General features: G+C 67.7%; 14 protein-coding genes. 1 reads left to right on the top strand and 13 read right to left on the bottom strand.

Translation table 11 applies throughout. The features are described from left to right. Positions 1–6: 6 nt before the first annotated feature. The 12 genes from ADK86_RS03245 to ADK86_RS03300 form a co-directional block, all read right to left on the bottom strand. A complete protein-coding gene (locus ADK86_RS03245; protein ID WP_053695166.1) occupies positions 7–663 on the bottom strand; it encodes a phage baseplate assembly protein V in 657 nt (218 codons plus the stop codon). Continuing rightward, positions 660–1,622 (bottom strand): phage late control D family protein, encoded by a 963-nt coding sequence (locus tag ADK86_RS03250; protein ID WP_159393759.1) that lies wholly within the window; start codon positions 1,620–1,622, stop codon positions 660–662. The genes ADK86_RS03245 and ADK86_RS03250 overlap by 4 nt, the downstream gene beginning before the upstream one ends. 148 nt (positions 1,623–1,770) lie before the next feature. After that, entirely contained in the window at positions 1,771–2,403 is a 633-nt protein-coding gene (locus ADK86_RS03255) for a CIS tube protein (RefSeq protein ID WP_053695168.1), read from the bottom strand. 1,462 nt (positions 2,404–3,865) lie between these two features. After that, a complete protein-coding gene (locus ADK86_RS03260) occupies positions 3,866–4,396 on the bottom strand; it encodes a phage tail protein (RefSeq protein WP_053695169.1) in 531 nt (176 codons plus the stop codon). Then, positions 4,393–4,587 carry a DUF6760 family protein gene (locus tag ADK86_RS03265; RefSeq protein ID WP_053695170.1) on the bottom strand — a complete coding sequence of 65 codons (195 nt, stop codon included), beginning with the start codon at positions 4,585–4,587 and terminating at the stop codon, positions 4,393–4,395. Before ADK86_RS03265 ends, ADK86_RS03260 begins: the two co-directional genes overlap by 4 nt. Continuing rightward, on the bottom strand, positions 4,584–4,949 hold the full coding sequence (locus tag ADK86_RS03270) for a hypothetical protein (RefSeq protein ID WP_053695171.1): 366 nt from the start codon (positions 4,947–4,949) through the stop codon (positions 4,584–4,586). The genes ADK86_RS03265 and ADK86_RS03270 overlap by 4 nt, the downstream gene beginning before the upstream one ends. Further along, positions 4,946–5,380, bottom strand: coding sequence for a phage tail protein (locus tag ADK86_RS03275; RefSeq protein ID WP_053695172.1), 435 nt, complete (start codon positions 5,378–5,380; stop codon positions 4,946–4,948). The genes ADK86_RS03270 and ADK86_RS03275 overlap by 4 nt, the downstream gene beginning before the upstream one ends. Before the next feature lie 2 nt (positions 5,381–5,382). Next, the gene (locus tag ADK86_RS03280; protein WP_053695173.1) at positions 5,383–6,594 is read right to left on the bottom strand and encodes a phage tail sheath family protein; all 1,212 of its coding nucleotides are present in this window, start codon (positions 6,592–6,594) and stop codon (positions 5,383–5,385) included. Next, positions 6,591–7,793, bottom strand: coding sequence for a phage tail sheath family protein (locus tag ADK86_RS03285; RefSeq protein WP_053695174.1), 1,203 nt, complete (start codon positions 7,791–7,793; stop codon positions 6,591–6,593). The genes ADK86_RS03280 and ADK86_RS03285 overlap by 4 nt, the downstream gene beginning before the upstream one ends. Positions 7,794–7,900: 107 nt before the next feature. Continuing rightward, positions 7,901–8,452: a DUF4255 domain-containing protein gene (locus tag ADK86_RS03290; protein ID WP_053695175.1), complete on the bottom strand. Its 552-nt coding sequence runs from the start codon at positions 8,450–8,452 to the stop codon at positions 7,901–7,903. After that, a complete protein-coding gene (locus ADK86_RS45140; RefSeq protein WP_078951751.1) occupies positions 8,449–9,120 on the bottom strand; it encodes a DUF4157 domain-containing protein in 672 nt (223 codons plus the stop codon). Before ADK86_RS45140 ends, ADK86_RS03290 begins: the two co-directional genes overlap by 4 nt. Continuing rightward, a complete protein-coding gene (locus ADK86_RS03300; protein WP_053695177.1) occupies positions 9,083–11,353 on the bottom strand; it encodes an AAA family ATPase in 2,271 nt (756 codons plus the stop codon). The genes ADK86_RS45140 and ADK86_RS03300 overlap by 38 nt, the downstream gene beginning before the upstream one ends. A 630-nt stretch (positions 11,354–11,983) precedes the next feature. Between ADK86_RS03300 and ADK86_RS03305 the strand changes: the two genes are divergently transcribed. Further along, on the top strand, positions 11,984–12,235 hold the full coding sequence (locus tag ADK86_RS03305; RefSeq protein WP_053695178.1) for a hypothetical protein: 252 nt from the start codon (positions 11,984–11,986) through the stop codon (positions 12,233–12,235). A gap of 18 nt (positions 12,236–12,253) precedes the next feature. On the opposite strand, the gene ADK86_RS03310 is transcribed toward ADK86_RS03305, so the two are convergent. Further along, entirely contained in the window at positions 12,254–13,912 is a 1,659-nt protein-coding gene (locus tag ADK86_RS03310) for an SIR2 family NAD-dependent protein deacylase (protein ID WP_159393761.1), read from the bottom strand. Between the last annotated feature and the right edge of the window lie 694 nt (positions 13,913–14,606).

The following is a 14,606-nucleotide window of genomic DNA, read 5'->3' on the forward strand; positions in this document are numbered from 1 at the left end:
ACTCCCTCAGTTGATGTCGATGACCGTGCCCTTGACGGTCGTCCGGCCGTCGGCGGCGAGCCGCATGTCGCCGCTGGACTCAATCTGCACATCGGCGGTGGTGGCCGAGATCCGGACGTTTTGTCCGCCGATGACGACGTCGCCATTCGCGGATTCGAGCACGATGTCGCCGTCCGCGATGACGGTGACGGTGTTGCGCACGGTGTCGATGACGACCGAGTTCTTGGCGCTGGAGTCGATGATCTCGATCTTCCCGCCGCTGCCGGAGTCGTCCAGCCGCACGAGGTGCCCGGTCCGGGATTTCCAGACGCGCCGCGCGACCTTGCCGGCGCCATCCAGCACCCCGGTCTCCGGCAAGGCGTCCTTACCGTTCCACAGCGCGCCGAGCACATAGGGGAAGCGGACGTCTCCCTGGTCGAACCCGACGAGCACCTCGTCGTCGATCTCCGGCAGGAGCAGGAGCCCCCGTCCGCTGCCCGCCATCGGGGACGCGATTCTGGCCCACCAACTCTCCTCGTCGTCGCTGAGCCAGGGGAAGCGGACCTTCACCCGGCCCAGCCCTTCGCGGTCGTCGTTGTTGGTCACGATGCCGACCACGAGGCCGTACACGCGGCCGGTGGGGGCGGCCTGCCCCGTGAACAGGTCCAGAAGGTTGTCGCTCATCCCACCGCATTCCTCTTCACCGAGAACGTCGTCCGGTAGCCTCCGCGGTCGATCGTGTGTGTCGACCGCGTGAGGTAGTAGAGGCCGCTGAACTGCGGCCCCAGCCCGCACAGTTCCACCGTCCGCCCTGCCCTCAGGCCGGGCAGGCCGATCGACGACCCGGTGCCGGTCACAAACCGGAGGGCCCGCTCCTCATAGAGCGCACGGGCCAGTTGATCGGCTTCCTCCTGGGAGGCCACCGGCACGTCGGTGCGCGTCTCCTCCCTGCGTCGACCGAAGGCGCGCGCCGCGACATCCGCGCCGGTCCGCGAACCTCCCATGGCCGCGGCCCCCGCCCCGCTCTCGCCGCTGATCCGCTTCTTCGTCGCCGGGTCGTATCCACGGACCACGACCTTGCCGACCTGGTCGAGCGTGTTCATCGTCGGGGTGAACCCCCTGAGATTCTGGCCCCACACGAGCGTGTGGCTGCGGCTCTCGTCGTTCCCGGCCCGGCGCAAGACAAGCACCCTGCCCCGGACCGTGAGTTCGAAGTGGATCGCTCGCGCACGCTCGGTCAGGAAAGCAAGGTCGGTCTGGTTGAACTGCAGGATGTAGGGGTGCTTCGTTCCCGTATCGGCCACGTCCGCGGTCAGTCCCAGGTCGGTGGCGATCTGCTCGGCGATCTCGGAGTCCGTGACGTCGAGGAAGGTACGGGTCCGTGGGCTGCCTCGGAGCCAGTGCAGCCGGGTGTGGCCCTCGACGCGGACCGTCGCCGTACCGGTCTCGGGGAAGACCGGACTGATGCTCGTGATCTCACCGTCGAACATGGGCTGCAGGTCCCGCACATAACCGAGTTCGATGGACACTGCGTTCCCCTCCTGGAACAATTCCGCCTTCCGCGTGTGCGTCCACGGCAGTTCCGGGGCAGGGTTGGCCAGCGTCAGGCCGAAGTGATCCAGTGTGTCCGGCTCGTTGGTCACCGACACGTCCATGATGTTCCGGGAGATGTCGGCGGCGAGCCGGATGCCGTTCACGGCGATCCTGAACGCGGGAGCGAAGTAGTCTCCGAGCATGGCGCACCTTCAAGCTTCGGCCGACGGCGGGCGGTAGAGGTGGTCACGGGTAAGGCTACGGAGGCCGGGACGGTGGCAGGGGCGGAACGGCCAGGACCCGGCCCGGCTCCAGGCTTCGCGGATTGTCGATGCGGTTGGCCCGGGCGATCGGCCGCCAGAGTGCCGGGTCCCCGTACTGGTCGGCGGCGATACCGCTGAGTGTGTCGCCCAGCCGCACGGTGACGGTCTTCGCTTGATCGGCCGACTGGGTGGGATTGCGCCGAACCTCGACCGAGACTTCGATGAACTCCTTCAGCAAAATGTTCAGCGTGGACCGCACAGGTGTCCCGTCGGACAGGAACAGCGTGAACCGTCCGCCGACTCTCTCGATCAGGCAGCGCAGGCTGACGTCCCCCCAGCTGAAGGTGCAGATCGGCGGGGCGTGTGTTTCGGGGTCCACCTCGAGCAGCCGGTAGATCCGATCGGTGTGCTCACGAACGTCGGTCTGCTGTTCGTAGGTGTCGAAGAACAGCTCCATCCCCAACGTGGCCGTGTTCCCGCACACGAACTGCAGGACGGGGGCGCCCAGGCCAGGAACGGGGATCTCGGCGATCTGGTTGCTGCGGTCCAGGGTGTATTGCGTCGGGTTGAAGAGCACCGGGACCGGTTGCCCGCCGTCGGGAGTGATGCGTGCCTTCTCCAGAGCCATCCTCGTCAGTACCCCCTTCGCTCGCGTTCGCCGGCTAGCCGCCGAACGAGCAGGCCGTACACCGCGTCGGCGAGAGCGGCGGTGTCCACGCCGCTTACCGGCTGCGCCGTCGTGTCCGGCCCGGCGGCCGGGTCACCCGTCGCCGCTGAGGCCGCTGGGTGTCCGCCGGGAGCCGCGGCATCGGGCTGTCGGGCCAGGACGAGCGGTGGCATGGGCCCAGCACCGACCGATTGCTGGAGCAATCCGTCATCCGCCGCACCGGCAGCCGGTCGTGGCGGCCGCCCGTGCGGAGCCGACCGCTGCGGCTCGGCGGCCCACAGAAGCAGGAGCCGAGCGGCTCGGTGGACGGGCGTCGCCGCCGTCCGGCCCGAACCGGGCCCAGTCGGGTCACTTGACGCGGTGCCGCGTGGCCGGGCCGTCAATGCCGCGAATAGGTGGAGTACCGCTCCGAACTTGGGCTCGGCAGGGGTACGCGCGCGTGCTTCAAGAACCGGACGGCTCCACGCCGGGGTCGCCTCGGATCGCCTGACGCAAGGCTCGGCGTACGCCACGTCGGGGTGCGGCACCGTCGTCCGCGAGACGGGCACCCGCATCACGGTGGCGCGCCGGGGCATCGGCGCCGGGAACGAATCTGGAACTGCCCTGGTCGGCCCGGACCACTCCGCTTCGGCAGCCGCCCGTCCCTTTGTCCCGCACCCCGAACGCCCCGCCGGGAGTGCCAACACACCGAACGAGCAGTCAGGGGGTGGCTGCGGCGCGAACCACGGTCCCGGGTGTCGCATGACCGCGGTGGGCAGAGCGCGTTGGTCATCGGAGGCACGAGGCGCGCCGATGTCCTCGCGGACGACACGATCGGCCGTCGTAGCAGGCCGGGGCCACAGGCCGGGCGCGGGAGTGCCCTGCACGCGGGCCGGGCCAAATCGAGCCGTGCTGACACTGGGCCGGTGGGCTCGGAGCACACAGGGCCACACCGGATCCGCCCCCGGCCCAGCAGCAGGGGGCAAGCTCGCCCGGCCTACGGCCGCGCGGACGACGCCCTCCTCGGGCCCGCCGATTCGGGGCGGTCGTTCCCGAAGCGGTGCGTCGGCCGGGAGCGGAGCGCCCCGGGTAGCGCCGGCCAGAGGCCGACCTTCCCGGAACGCGCCCACTCGAGGTGGTGGACCGAGCGAGTGCGCGGCCGGGAGTTCGGTCGACCGGTACACGAGCCCGGGACGCTGAGGCTGCCGGGGCGAAAGACCCGCGGTGCGCGCCCGTGGTTCGTGGGGCCAGGCCGCGTGCCCGCGCACGTACCTCCAGAGAGGGCGGCGCCGAGACACGGTGAGGAGGGATGAGGTTCGCCCCGCGGCCTCACGGGGTGCGAACCACCGTCCGGAGCGCGGCATTCCCCCGTATCGGCGCAAGATGTCCCGCGCCAGCGGCCATGCTCTGTGCGGGGGTGGCACGGGATAACGTGCGGGGCGTTTCACGACGGACCGTCGTCGGCGCTCGGGGAGGTGCCGTCCGCTACCGGCCCCGGACGTGACATTCGTATTCCTCGGTGAACCAGTTCGACCGTCTCCACCGCCACCGTGTTCGTCTCCGCTCGCAGCTCCGGTCCGGTCCACCGGACGGGGCAGGCCTCACGGAAGTCCCACCACATGACCGGCTGCCGAGCGGAGTCAAGCAGATGAACGGTCCCGTTCCTCCGCTCGACCACTCCCGTACAGACGTCCTGGTGCCAGGCCCACAAGCTGTCGACATCCGTGATCCCGTGTCTGAGGACCAGGTTCGACGGATACCGCGTCGGTCCAGCCAGTCGGTGCTCGTACTCGTTCACCCCGCCCTCCCGGTAGGGCTCGACGACCGTTTCCACCTGGAGTCCTGTCACCTCGCTGAATCCGCCGACCACCAATCCCTCGATCTCCACCAGGAAGTCGAAGGCGGGGTAGGGGTCCGGCCGGAGGCCCAGCCGACCGGACGCCGCCACAAAGGCGTTGGGGCCGAACGTGGTCATGCGTAACCGCTCCCCCGGGTCTGTCCGCCGCCCGGTTCCTCGGTGAGCCGCAGGTGGATCCGGCTGATCTCAGCGACCCAGCGGTGCCGCTCCCGATGGTCCAGCGACATGATCTGGTCGTAGGGCCAGTGAAAGTGATATGCGATGAAGGCCACCTCCTCATGGAGTTGCTCCGAGGGGTGGCCGGTCATTCCCCCGCTCCCGTCAGCTCCACCACGAACTCCGTCTCGCACTGCGGGCAGGTCACTGTGATCCCTGCGCGGCCCGTGTCGTTGATGCGCTGGTAGAAGTCCTGAAGGAATGCCAGGTCCGCCGCGAACAGGCCCTCCATCACCTTGGGGTTGAGGTGTGACAGGGAGCCGAGCTTGGTGATGACACGGGAGAGCAGGATGAGCACGAGGTAGCCCGGGTTGCCCTGTACCCGGGGGTCCTTCATCGGAGCGATCTCGTCGAACGCGGTGGCGAGGCGCATGACTCCCTCGCGGTGCAGGGCGCCGTCCGCGTCGACGTAGCCACGGGGCAGTGTGAAGGGGAACTCGGTGTCCGGAATCATGCCCTCACGATCCCCTCGTGGACGATCTCCAGGGTTTCGACCGCGACCTCGTTGCCGGTCGCGTTGAAGGTCGGTCCGCTCCAACGGCTGGGCCATCCCGCGTGGAAGTTCCAGCGCAGCTTCTCGGCTCCCGTGTCGTCAAGGAGCACGATGGAGCCGTTCTTGCGTTCGACCTTTCCCTCCATGGCCTTCAGCCGCCAGTCCCACAACTCCGTGTCGTCGGTCATGCCCCACTTCAGCGTGACGTTGGTGTACTTCACCAGTCCGTGCAGGCGGCGCATGGTCGGCGGATCGGTCCCCTCGCGGTAGTCGATGGGGTCCTGGCTGGTGTCCAGGCCGCTGCACTCCCTGAACCCGCCCCGCACGATCCCGTCGATCTCGACGAGGAAGTTGTGGGAGCCATAGGGGTCCCTGCGATCTCCTACCGGCATGGTCAGAACCTCCTTCCGATCGACCGACCCGTCCGGTCGGCCGGGCTCGACAGCATGGTGACGGTCGCCGGGCCGTCACCATGCACGATGCGCAGGACGATGAATTCGCCGGGCGCGGTCGGCGCGAGACCGATCCGGGTCACGATCATCCCGACCGCTCTCGTGTCGTAGGTGTTGGTCTCGGCGTCGCACTGAACGAAGAACCCGTCGGTGTCCGTCCGCCCGGCGAGCGCCCCCAGACGTGCGAGGCCGCTGAGGTAGGCGGTCAGCTCGCGGCCGATGCGCGCCCACAGCTGCGGTCCGTTGGGCTCGAACGCGGTCACCGTGAGGTGGTGTTCGATCCATCTGGCCACGGCGAGGAACAAACGCCGCACATTCACGTACGTCCACCGGGGGTCCTGTGACAGTGTGCGGGCGCCCAAGGCCCGGATGCCACGCCCGGGCAAGGCACGGAGGCAGTTGACACCTGCGGGGTTCAACGTGGTCTGCCGCAGTTCGGTGATGTTCTCGGCGAGGTCGACCACATGCCGCAGTTCCCGATTGGCCGGTGCCCGATGGACGCCACCGTGCGCGTCCGTTTGCGCGTAGAGCCCGGCGATGTGCCCGCAGGGCGGGACGAAGAGCCCCGTCTGCTTGACCGTCTCCGGGGTGCGCACCCAGGGGTAGTAGAGCGCGCCGTCGGGCGATTCCTGTTCCGCCCGCTGCGCGAGCGCGCCGTCGTCGTCGTCCTGCGGTCGCGGGTCGAGGATCGCGAACCGGTCACCGAGGCGTTCACAGTGCCGCAGGACCGCCGTCTGCATGCGGCGGGTGGCAGCCGGGTCGGGCGGCAGCGCGCCCCCTTCCCGCGAGCGCATGATGTCCGGGGCGCAGATGAGGTCGACCGTGTCCGTCGCCGCCAGCGCCTCAAGTCCCGCCTCCATACCTACCTCGGTACTCTCGGAGTCGCCGAGCCGCACGACGTAGCAGAGTTCTCCGTCGTTCTCGAAGAAGCCCCGTACGGCGTCTGCCAGGTAGCCGTCGGCTCGCGCCACTCCGAAACCGGACTCGAACTGGGGCCAGAGCGTCAGCGGGCACGGCGTGCCGATGGGACCCGTTCTGGTGTGGCCGAGGAAGGCGGGCACACCGGTGCGCGGGCCCGGCTCCGGGGCGGGGAAGACATCCTCGCGATAGACGCCGGGGGCCCGGTACCCGCCGGCCCTCGTCTCCGCCGTCATCCGCCGGGTCCGGCGAACTGGCTGATGCGGAAGACGACGAACTCGGCGGGCTTGACGACGGCCACCCCGACCTCGGTCACCACCTGGCCCCGGTCCCGTACGTCGGGCGGGTTGGTGTCCGCGTCACACTTGACGAAGAACGCCTCCTGCGGGGTGGCCCCGAGGAGAGCGCCATCGCGCCAGACACTGGTGAGGAAGGCCGTCACGTTGCGCGTGATCTTGGCCCAGAGGCCGGGCTCGTTCGGTTCGAAGACCACCCACTGTGTCCCCTCGTCGATCGACTCCCGGAGGAAGAGGAACAGTCGCCGCACGTTGATGTACCGCCACTCGGCGTCCTCCTTCCCGGCCAGGGTGTGCGCGCCCCAGAGCGTGATGTTCCCGTCGAATCTGCGGATGACGTTGATGTCCTCCGGGTTCAGTCCGGCCTGCTGCTCCCTGCTGATCCGCAGTTCGACGTCCAGCGCGCCACGAATCACCTCGTTGGCGGGCGCCTTGTGAACGCCCCGGGTGCTGTCGACGCGTGCGTAGATCCCGGCGATGTGACCGGACGGCGGAACTACCAGGTTCCTGCCGGTGACCGGGTCGAAGACCTCGATCCAGGGGAAGTAGATGGCGCCGTAGCTGCTGTCGTCGGTTCCGCCCTGGATGGCGGCCTTGGTGAGCGCCCTCGTCCGGCGCCCGTCGAGGATCGCGAACCGGTCCTGCGTGAAGGTGTTCTCGCAGTGTGCGAGGACCGCTTTCTGGACTGCGTCCGAGACCGCACCGGGTACCGCCACCAGAGCGATCTCGTCGATCGGCTGCAACTGGTCCAAGGCCGCGATGAGAGCTGCGTCGGTCTCCGCGTCAGTGGATCCCTCGATCACCCGCACGACCCAGCAGCGGCTGCCTCCGTTGTCGAGGAATCCGTAGACCGCGTGGGCGAGGGTCGAATTACCCTCCTGGAGGTCACCGAACGCGGTTCGGAACTCCTCCCATCCGGTGACGAGTGTCGCGGTGTTCTTACGGACGACCTTGTAGAAGTCGCTCGGTTCGATGCTGCCGTCGTGCTTCTTCCCCGACCTGCCGGGGATGAGCGGCATGGTGACGTCCTCCGCGACGACTCCGATGAAGCCCGCGGTGCTGGTTCCGACCCCAGCAACGGGTTTGGCACCGGACTCCACTTCTTCCACGTAGACGCCTGGGGCGAGGTACTGCGCCATGCTCGGCCTTCCTGAGTCGGGCTGATGGTCGCTCACTTCGAGACGGCGGTATGCGCGTCGGCCGGGTCGCGTCCGATACCGGTTGTGCCGCTGTGTCCGAGCTGTCGTCAGGCCTGTGCGACTGCGACCGTGGTGATCCGCTCGGTGACCAGAGGTACGCTGGCTGGCTCGGCCACAGGCACCGCGAGGGTGACGGCGTAGCCGACGGCCGCCTTGGGCCTGCCGCCCAGCGCCTGCCAGAACTCGCCCGTGCTCTGCAGCAGGCTCGGCTGGAGCGCCGTGGTCGGCAGCGGCAGTTCCTGACCCACCAAGCCTCCCTGTAGCAGCTCTTCAGGGAGCGTCGGGTACCGCAGCAGGATCCTGATGACCCGGCCGAGCAGCAGGTGCTCGTTCTGTGTGTCGCCTGCCCAGGCGGTGACGAGGTACGAGCAGTCGATGCGTGCCGGGGGACGGCGCGTGATGGCCGCGGTGCCAGCGCCCCGTTCGACCTTCCAGTCATTGACGCGCAGGGACTGGTTCTCCCGGACGTCGTACAGAAACAAATTAGTACAGGGCAGGCTCGGGGCGAACGTGCCATCCGGGGGATCGAAACTGACCGTGCCTATCGACAGGTCACGCTTCAGCAGGGCGCCGAGAGTCTTGTCGAGGTCATGGATCACGGCAGGTCCGCCTCCTCATCACCGCGTGGCCCCGTCACCTCTTCGGCGAGACGATCGGCCTCGATCTCGTGGGCGGCCCCCGGCGACCCGACCGTGAGCGGCCCATCGGGCGGGGCACCCGACTGCTGTACGACATGGGCGAGTTCGTGCGCGAGTAGCCGACGCCCGGACGACCCTGCCGGGTCGTACGCACCGTCCCGGAAGAAGATGTCCGGGCCAGTGGTGAAGGCGCGTGCGCTCAACGCGGTGTTCAGGGCGTGGGCGGTCGCCCCGGTATGGATGCGCACACCCGAAAAGTCCGCTCCGAACGCCGTCTCCATGCGAGTGCGGACGCCCTCCCCGAGAGCCGCTCCGCCGCCCCGGACCGACGCGATGGTGCGTTCCACCGCCGGGTCCGCTGGCTCTTCCCTGACCGGGGCGAAGATCCGCTGGAGGTACTGGTTACCCAGAGTACGCTGCAGCGCCGGCAGTACTCCGCGCAGAATCGACCGCGCAGTCCCGCCCGCCCGATACCCGAGCTGCCCCGCTGGAGGGTGCCGCACGGCTGCTGGCTCTGGCCCTCGCACGGCGATGCCGCTGCTCCGTCCCACCGGCCCGCGCCGGGCCCAGGCACGCGCCGCGGCTGTCCGCTCACCCTCCCTCATGACGCACCTCCTGAACCACACCATCCGGGGCCCGCACAGATTCCGCTCCGTACGCGGCGAAGGCGTCCTCGGTGGCGACCCGTCCCAGCTTCCGGTACTCCAGGCGGACGGCACGTAGCAGATGGGCCATGGTCACCGATGTCCCCTCACTGGCGGCGTTGAGCGCCGCCGCCACGGCGACGTTACGGATACTGCCGCCCGACAACTCGAAGCGGCGTGCGAAGAAACCGAGGTCGAGGTCGGGGGCGCAGGGCGCGCCCGGTGGCCAGATGGCCTCCCAGATCCGCCGCCGATCGGACCAGGAAGGGAACGGGAACTCCACGGCGAACTGCATCCGCCGCGAGAACGCCTCATCCATGTTCTTGCGGAGGTTGGTCGCAAGAATCACCAATCCGTTGTGCCTCTCCAGTTCCTGGAGCAGGTGGCTCACCTCGACGTTGGCATAGCGGTCGTGGGCATCTCGCACGTCGCTACGTCGGCCGAAGAGCGCGTCCGCCTCGTCGAAGAAGAGGATCAGGCTGCCCGCCTCGGCGTCGGCGAAGATCCGGGCCAGGTGCTTCTCTGTCTCACCGATGTACTTGCTGACGACCGTGGACAAGTCGATCACGTACAGGTCGAGTCCCAGCTCCGCGGAGAGCACCTCGGCCGCCATGGTCTTCCCGGTCCCCGAGGGCCCGGAGAAGAGCACGTTGAGCCCGGCGCCTCGGGAGAACCTGCGGTCGAAGCCCCACTCCTCGTAGACGAGGTACCGGTATCGCGCCGCGTCGCGGACATCCTCGAGCTGCCGCAGCGGCCCAGCGGGCAGGACGAGGTCCCCCCAGGTGTGCCGGAGATCCACCCGGCGCGCCAGGGCGGAGAGCCCCGTACTGGCATGCTCCCGCGCGGCCTCGCGGAGGTCCGGGCCCGTCACTCGTCCGTCGGCCGGATCGCGCAACAGCGCCGCCCCGCGGGCCGAGGCCACTGCTTCTTCGATCTGCCCGCCACTGAGCCGGAACGTGTTCGCGAGGTCCCGTAGGTCGGCTCCCGCTCCGTCGATCGACATCTGCGGGCGGTCCAGGGCCCGATGCCATAGGCGCAGCCGGTCGGCGAAGCCGGGTGGCCCGAACGGGACATGCACGACAGGCGCGGCGTGCGGAGTCTCCCCGGGCTGCCACGGTTGGCAGCCCGCAACGAAAGTGGGGCCGGGGCAGTGCGCCAGCGTGTTTAGCCATGCCGCGCGCAGTGAGCGCTTCCCGGAGGCCCACAGGTTGTCCACGCCGTCCCAGTACACGGCGGCCCCGCGCAGCATCGCTTCGCGGCCCGCTAAACGCACGGCATCCAAGAAGACCGACATGTCAGCGTTGGCCAACTCATCGACGGACACGACGAGCAGAGGCAGCTCCGCCTCGGCGCACATCACCTCAGCCGCCTTGAGTTTGGCCGTCCCCGGGGGACCGCGGAAGTGGAAGATCAGGCTTTCGGAGCCGGTCCGCTGCCGCCCGGCAAGGAGCGCCAGCCGGTGCCGTGACGGGGGCGCGGGCACCAGATCGTCCCAGCGGGACTCGGGAACGAGCCACCTCGCGTACGTCGACAGGCGAGGGTCGATCTCCTCACTGCCGAGCAGGTGGTTGACGATGCCCTCGTCGACGGCGAGGTACCGGGCCAGTAGCGGAGAGCCGATCTGAGCGGGGTCGTCGATGAAATCGAGCAACCCATGGGCAATCAGCGGGGAGCCGGCCGTGAACCGCCGACGAGAGACCAGCTTGTCCCTCGGTGAGGCGCACAGAAGGTTGAGGACCAGGTCCACGCTGGGACGGCGTTTGGTGACGTCGTCCTGGAGATAGGCGTAGAGCCGTTCGTAACGGAGGTCCAGTTCCGGGGCGAGGCAGACGAGCAGGGCGTCCGTATCAAAGTCCGAAAGTCCGAACTTCGCGACAACCGTCATCAGACGCAGGTCGACCCCCAGCCGCACACTCTCCTCGGCACGCCCTGCCACGGTCCTCGCCAGTTCGGCCACCGTGTCAATGAGGCACGGGCTCGGCCCGGTGCGCTCGGCGGGGAGGAAATCCGGGGCGATGGGATGCCGACCGCCCAGGATGCGGTCTACCTCCTCGTCCGGGATATAGAGGCCCTGGAATTCGTCCGGCGGCCTCCGCTGCGCCGATCGCAGCCGGGTCACGGCGGCGTAGATCAGCCGGTCGATCCTGTGGAGCGCATCGAGGAGATGCTCCTCGTTGCTCGCGTACCCGGCTATCGCCGGGGTGCCTGCCTCTGCCATAGACCGCCCCTCACGGGCTCGGCGTCAAGGCGCCTGTGGCTGTCTCTGCCCCCCGGATCTTCCTCCCCCACTCGGGAAGCAGCTACCGTCGGACTTGCCCCTTGATTGTGGGGAGTTTACGACTACGGTCAATGACCGTCTAGGTTCACGAACGTCTTCCTTTTTAGGATATGTGCTTTCACCGCCCGCAGTGCTTACGCCCCACGCCCTAGATACGTCGGGCTGCACCGGCTCGGTCAACAATTGGGCGTATGTCTCGGAGGCTTCGGTTCATGGACAGAGAGTAGCGACTGCTTGGGTTCTCTGCACAGGGACGGCATCCAGCCGAACCTTGTCCTGCCGTGCCGGTGTCACGCCAAAGCTTTCTCCTCAAGTGTTGCAGTCCACCACGTACCATCCGCAACGTCCGAACCCTGCTGCTAGGGCACCCCAGAGGGAACTCCATTCGCGGTACAGACACATCCACGGGGAGCCCGTCGCTCTCGGAATCAAGGTCAGCAGGCACTCACCGCAGGCGTCGATGCCCGGCCGCACTTCCGCCCCTGCGACCGCGCCTCAACAACGCCGCCCCGTACGGGAAGCGGGGCACCCTTTTCTGTATCGGTTCGGCCCGTTAGCAGAGAGGCTGCAGTGCGGAAGATCATCCGCGTCGAGTTTCTGGCGCGGGCGGATCACAACCTCCACGTCTTCGCCGACCGGGCTGCGGATGCGGAGTCCGACCTGATCTCCGAACCGCTTAAAACCGAGCTACGAACAGGTGACCTGGATCATGTGCCCCGGCCCGCACCGATCTCACCCGAAGGCCAGAACTTCGTTTTCTACTTCGGCAGCAACGCGTTGAAAGATTACTGGATATCCCTCACCTGGGTGAACGCGGCCTGAGAGCGGCCCAGGACGGGCTCACAGCGGCAGGCCGAGCTGGCACTGCACCACGGGGCGCAGAGCGTCGGCGGCCGACTGGATCTCTGTCGGCTCGACGTGCAAATTCTGCATCAGGTCGTGCCGGACACGGACGGCATGGAGCACCGTGCCGAAGTCAGCGCCGAAGAAGGCGCTCAGCTGCTCCATCCGACCGCCACTCAGAGGAATCACCGTGGGTAGATTTGGCGTTGGTGGATCGACCGGGGGCTGCTCGTCGGCCATGCACTGGCGCAGCCGATTCTCCAATAGGGCCAGGTAGGTCAGGAGCAGAGATTCATGCTCTTGGGCACTACGCAAGCGCTCCAAGACCTCCCGAAGATCGGGCGATGGCACGGAAGGTCGCGCTGCCGCGATTCGCTCCTGCAGTCTGTGGATGAAGTTGGCAGGCCACTCGCCCATCTCCACGGGCCGGACGACGATATTTCCGGCCGAGTCGGCCGGTGGGCCATGGAAGGACGGATCGGCAACATCCACCAGTGCGGAAACTAATGCACGGCGACTGGTGACGAAAGAATGCGGCAGGGGATTGCCGCGGCCGGTGTCATAAACGACGACGGCTGCCTTGGACAAAGCCATGTCGATGGCCATCGGGGTCATCGCGGAGTCACGGGTGCGGATGTCGTCGATACCCAGCGGCAACAGCCCGCTGCTGCGCGGGACGGACGGAAAAACGAAGTCGCGGTAGAGCGCCAGCAGGGGACGGGAGGCAACAAACAGGGCGAGCTGCGGGGCGATCGAGGGACGGCGCAGCTCCGCCGTGGCCGCATCGGTGCGAACCTGCAGCTGAGGGGCGATCTCTTGCTCCCACATGGTGCGTAACTCGGTGAAGAACGCGTTCAACACAGTGGCGCGATCCGCCTTCGGATCAGGGTCGAGCACGATCGCTTTGATCCCGCGCCGCTGAAATCTGGCGGCCTCGACGTTGGGGTCTGCAGGCAGGATAGCCCACGCCGGGCGGGTCATACGGCCCAGACGTTCGCACAGCAGGGTGAGGATCTCGCGTAGATCGGCGTCGTCGAGGCTGTAGCCGAAGAGAACGGGCTCCCGAGTGAGCAGCCACCAGGACAAGCAAGTTGCCAGCAAGGGGTGACGACGAAGAAAGCCGTCATAATCGTCTTCCGTGATCACGAGTTGGTCCGGGTGGCGCAAATCACCATGGAACCTCAGAAGATGGGTCACTTCGGGGCTGCGTTGCAGCGACAGCTGAGATTCGCCCAGCAAAGGCTCGCACGGTCGGCGTTGCTCCTCGTAGGCGCGTTCCAACAGGAAATCAATATTTGTAGTGACCACGATGTCGAACGGCAGCTGCGCAAAGGCTTGATGAACCGTGCCAGGGACGATTTCGTGCACGAACAGCAACTCGGACAGTCGCTCGACAAGCTGCGGACGGCCATAGGTGTCCGCATACGCACTCAACGCATCGAGCGGCCCAACACCTGTCGGCCCGAGCAGGTCTCTGGAGAGTTGCTGCCCCAGGGATTGCCAGCCAGGAGGGCTGCGTAAGTCCTCGGTGGTTGCCGCGGCGCTGATGCCCGCCCCGATGATCGGCAGCCAGCGCCCAGCCGTCAGCGCCCGCCGCAGCCCGCCCGGTAGGCGGTCAACATAGCGCATGTCCGCCTGCTTGTGAACAAAAGCCATAGCGCCCCCTTGCGACATCGCACCCATACGGCGCCGTACGTCCTTGGAACGCGCCCATCCAGGCTCCGTCACCGCGAGCATGGACGTCAACGCGCCAATCTGCGTATTCAACAGCAATCGGGGCCCTCGCCACCTGGCGACACGAACAGTGGACCGCTCGCGCAAGCTGGTGCGCACGGAGGTGCGGTGCGGTCGCATCCCGGGCATGCCAGCGAGGGCGAGCGGCGTCCGACACCGACAGAACAGCGGAGGTCGGCCACTGTAGGACCAGTGGAGGCCAGTCCGTGCGGACCTCGCGCATTTCGACTTGTGTACGCATGCGGAGGGCTGGAGGGCCGCGCCCCTGGGCAGGGCCAGCAGGACACCGTGGGCGGCTCGCGTCCCGGGCTCCAACCGCGTCGCCCGACAGTTCCTCGTTTCCGTTGATGACGTTCAACACGAGCCATCTTAGCGGCCCCGCGAAGGGCAGTATCGGCGCCGCCCACCCCACCTCCTCGCCCCGTTCTCGTATCGCTGCGGCCAGGTGACATATAGCGCTGCGTGACGCTGGAGTGGGCTGAGAGACGGCCGCCCGAACCTACGCCGCTCCTGTCGTCTAAGACGTCATTTCATTTGGAGTCGTCGATGGCAGATGAGGGTTGAGGCGATGGCGGTGAAGGCGAGGAAGTGTTCGGGCTTGCGTTCGTAGCGGCGG

It is taken from the genome of Streptomyces sp. NRRL F-5755, from assembly GCF_001279365.1.
GTDB classification, from domain to species: Bacteria; Actinomycetota; Actinomycetes; order Streptomycetales; family Streptomycetaceae; genus Streptomyces; species Streptomyces rimosus.

Excerpts from the sequence above, each read along its gene's own strand:
- ADK86_RS03280 (WP_053695173.1), bottom strand. The coding sequence starts at position 6,594 with ATGACGGCGGAGACGAGGGCCGGCGGGTACCGGGCCCCCGGCGTCTAT.
- ADK86_RS03255 (WP_053695168.1), bottom strand. The coding sequence starts at position 2,403 with ATGGCTCTGGAGAAGGCACGCATCACTCCCGACGGCGGGCAACCGGTC.
- ADK86_RS45140 (WP_078951751.1), bottom strand. The coding sequence starts at position 9,120 with ATGGTGTGGTTCAGGAGGTGCGTCATGAGGGAGGGTGAGCGGACAGCC.
- ADK86_RS03265 (WP_053695170.1), bottom strand. The coding sequence starts at position 4,587 with ATGACCGGCCACCCCTCGGAGCAACTCCATGAGGAGGTGGCCTTCATC.
- ADK86_RS03300 (WP_053695177.1), bottom strand. The coding sequence starts at position 11,353 with ATGGCAGAGGCAGGCACCCCGGCGATAGCCGGGTACGCGAGCAACGAG.
- ADK86_RS03285 (WP_053695174.1), bottom strand. The coding sequence starts at position 7,793 with ATGGCGCAGTACCTCGCCCCAGGCGTCTACGTGGAAGAAGTGGAGTCC.
- ADK86_RS03245 (WP_053695166.1), bottom strand. The coding sequence starts at position 663 with ATGAGCGACAACCTTCTGGACCTGTTCACGGGGCAGGCCGCCCCCACC.
- ADK86_RS03275 (WP_053695172.1), bottom strand. The coding sequence starts at position 5,380 with ATGCCGGTAGGAGATCGCAGGGACCCCTATGGCTCCCACAACTTCCTC.
- ADK86_RS03270 (WP_053695171.1), bottom strand. The coding sequence starts at position 4,949 with ATGATTCCGGACACCGAGTTCCCCTTCACACTGCCCCGTGGCTACGTC.
- ADK86_RS03310 (WP_159393761.1), bottom strand. The coding sequence starts at position 13,912 with ATGGCTTTTGTTCACAAGCAGGCGGACATGCGCTATGTTGACCGCCTA.
- ADK86_RS03260 (WP_053695169.1), bottom strand. The coding sequence starts at position 4,396 with ATGACCACGTTCGGCCCCAACGCCTTTGTGGCGGCGTCCGGTCGGCTG.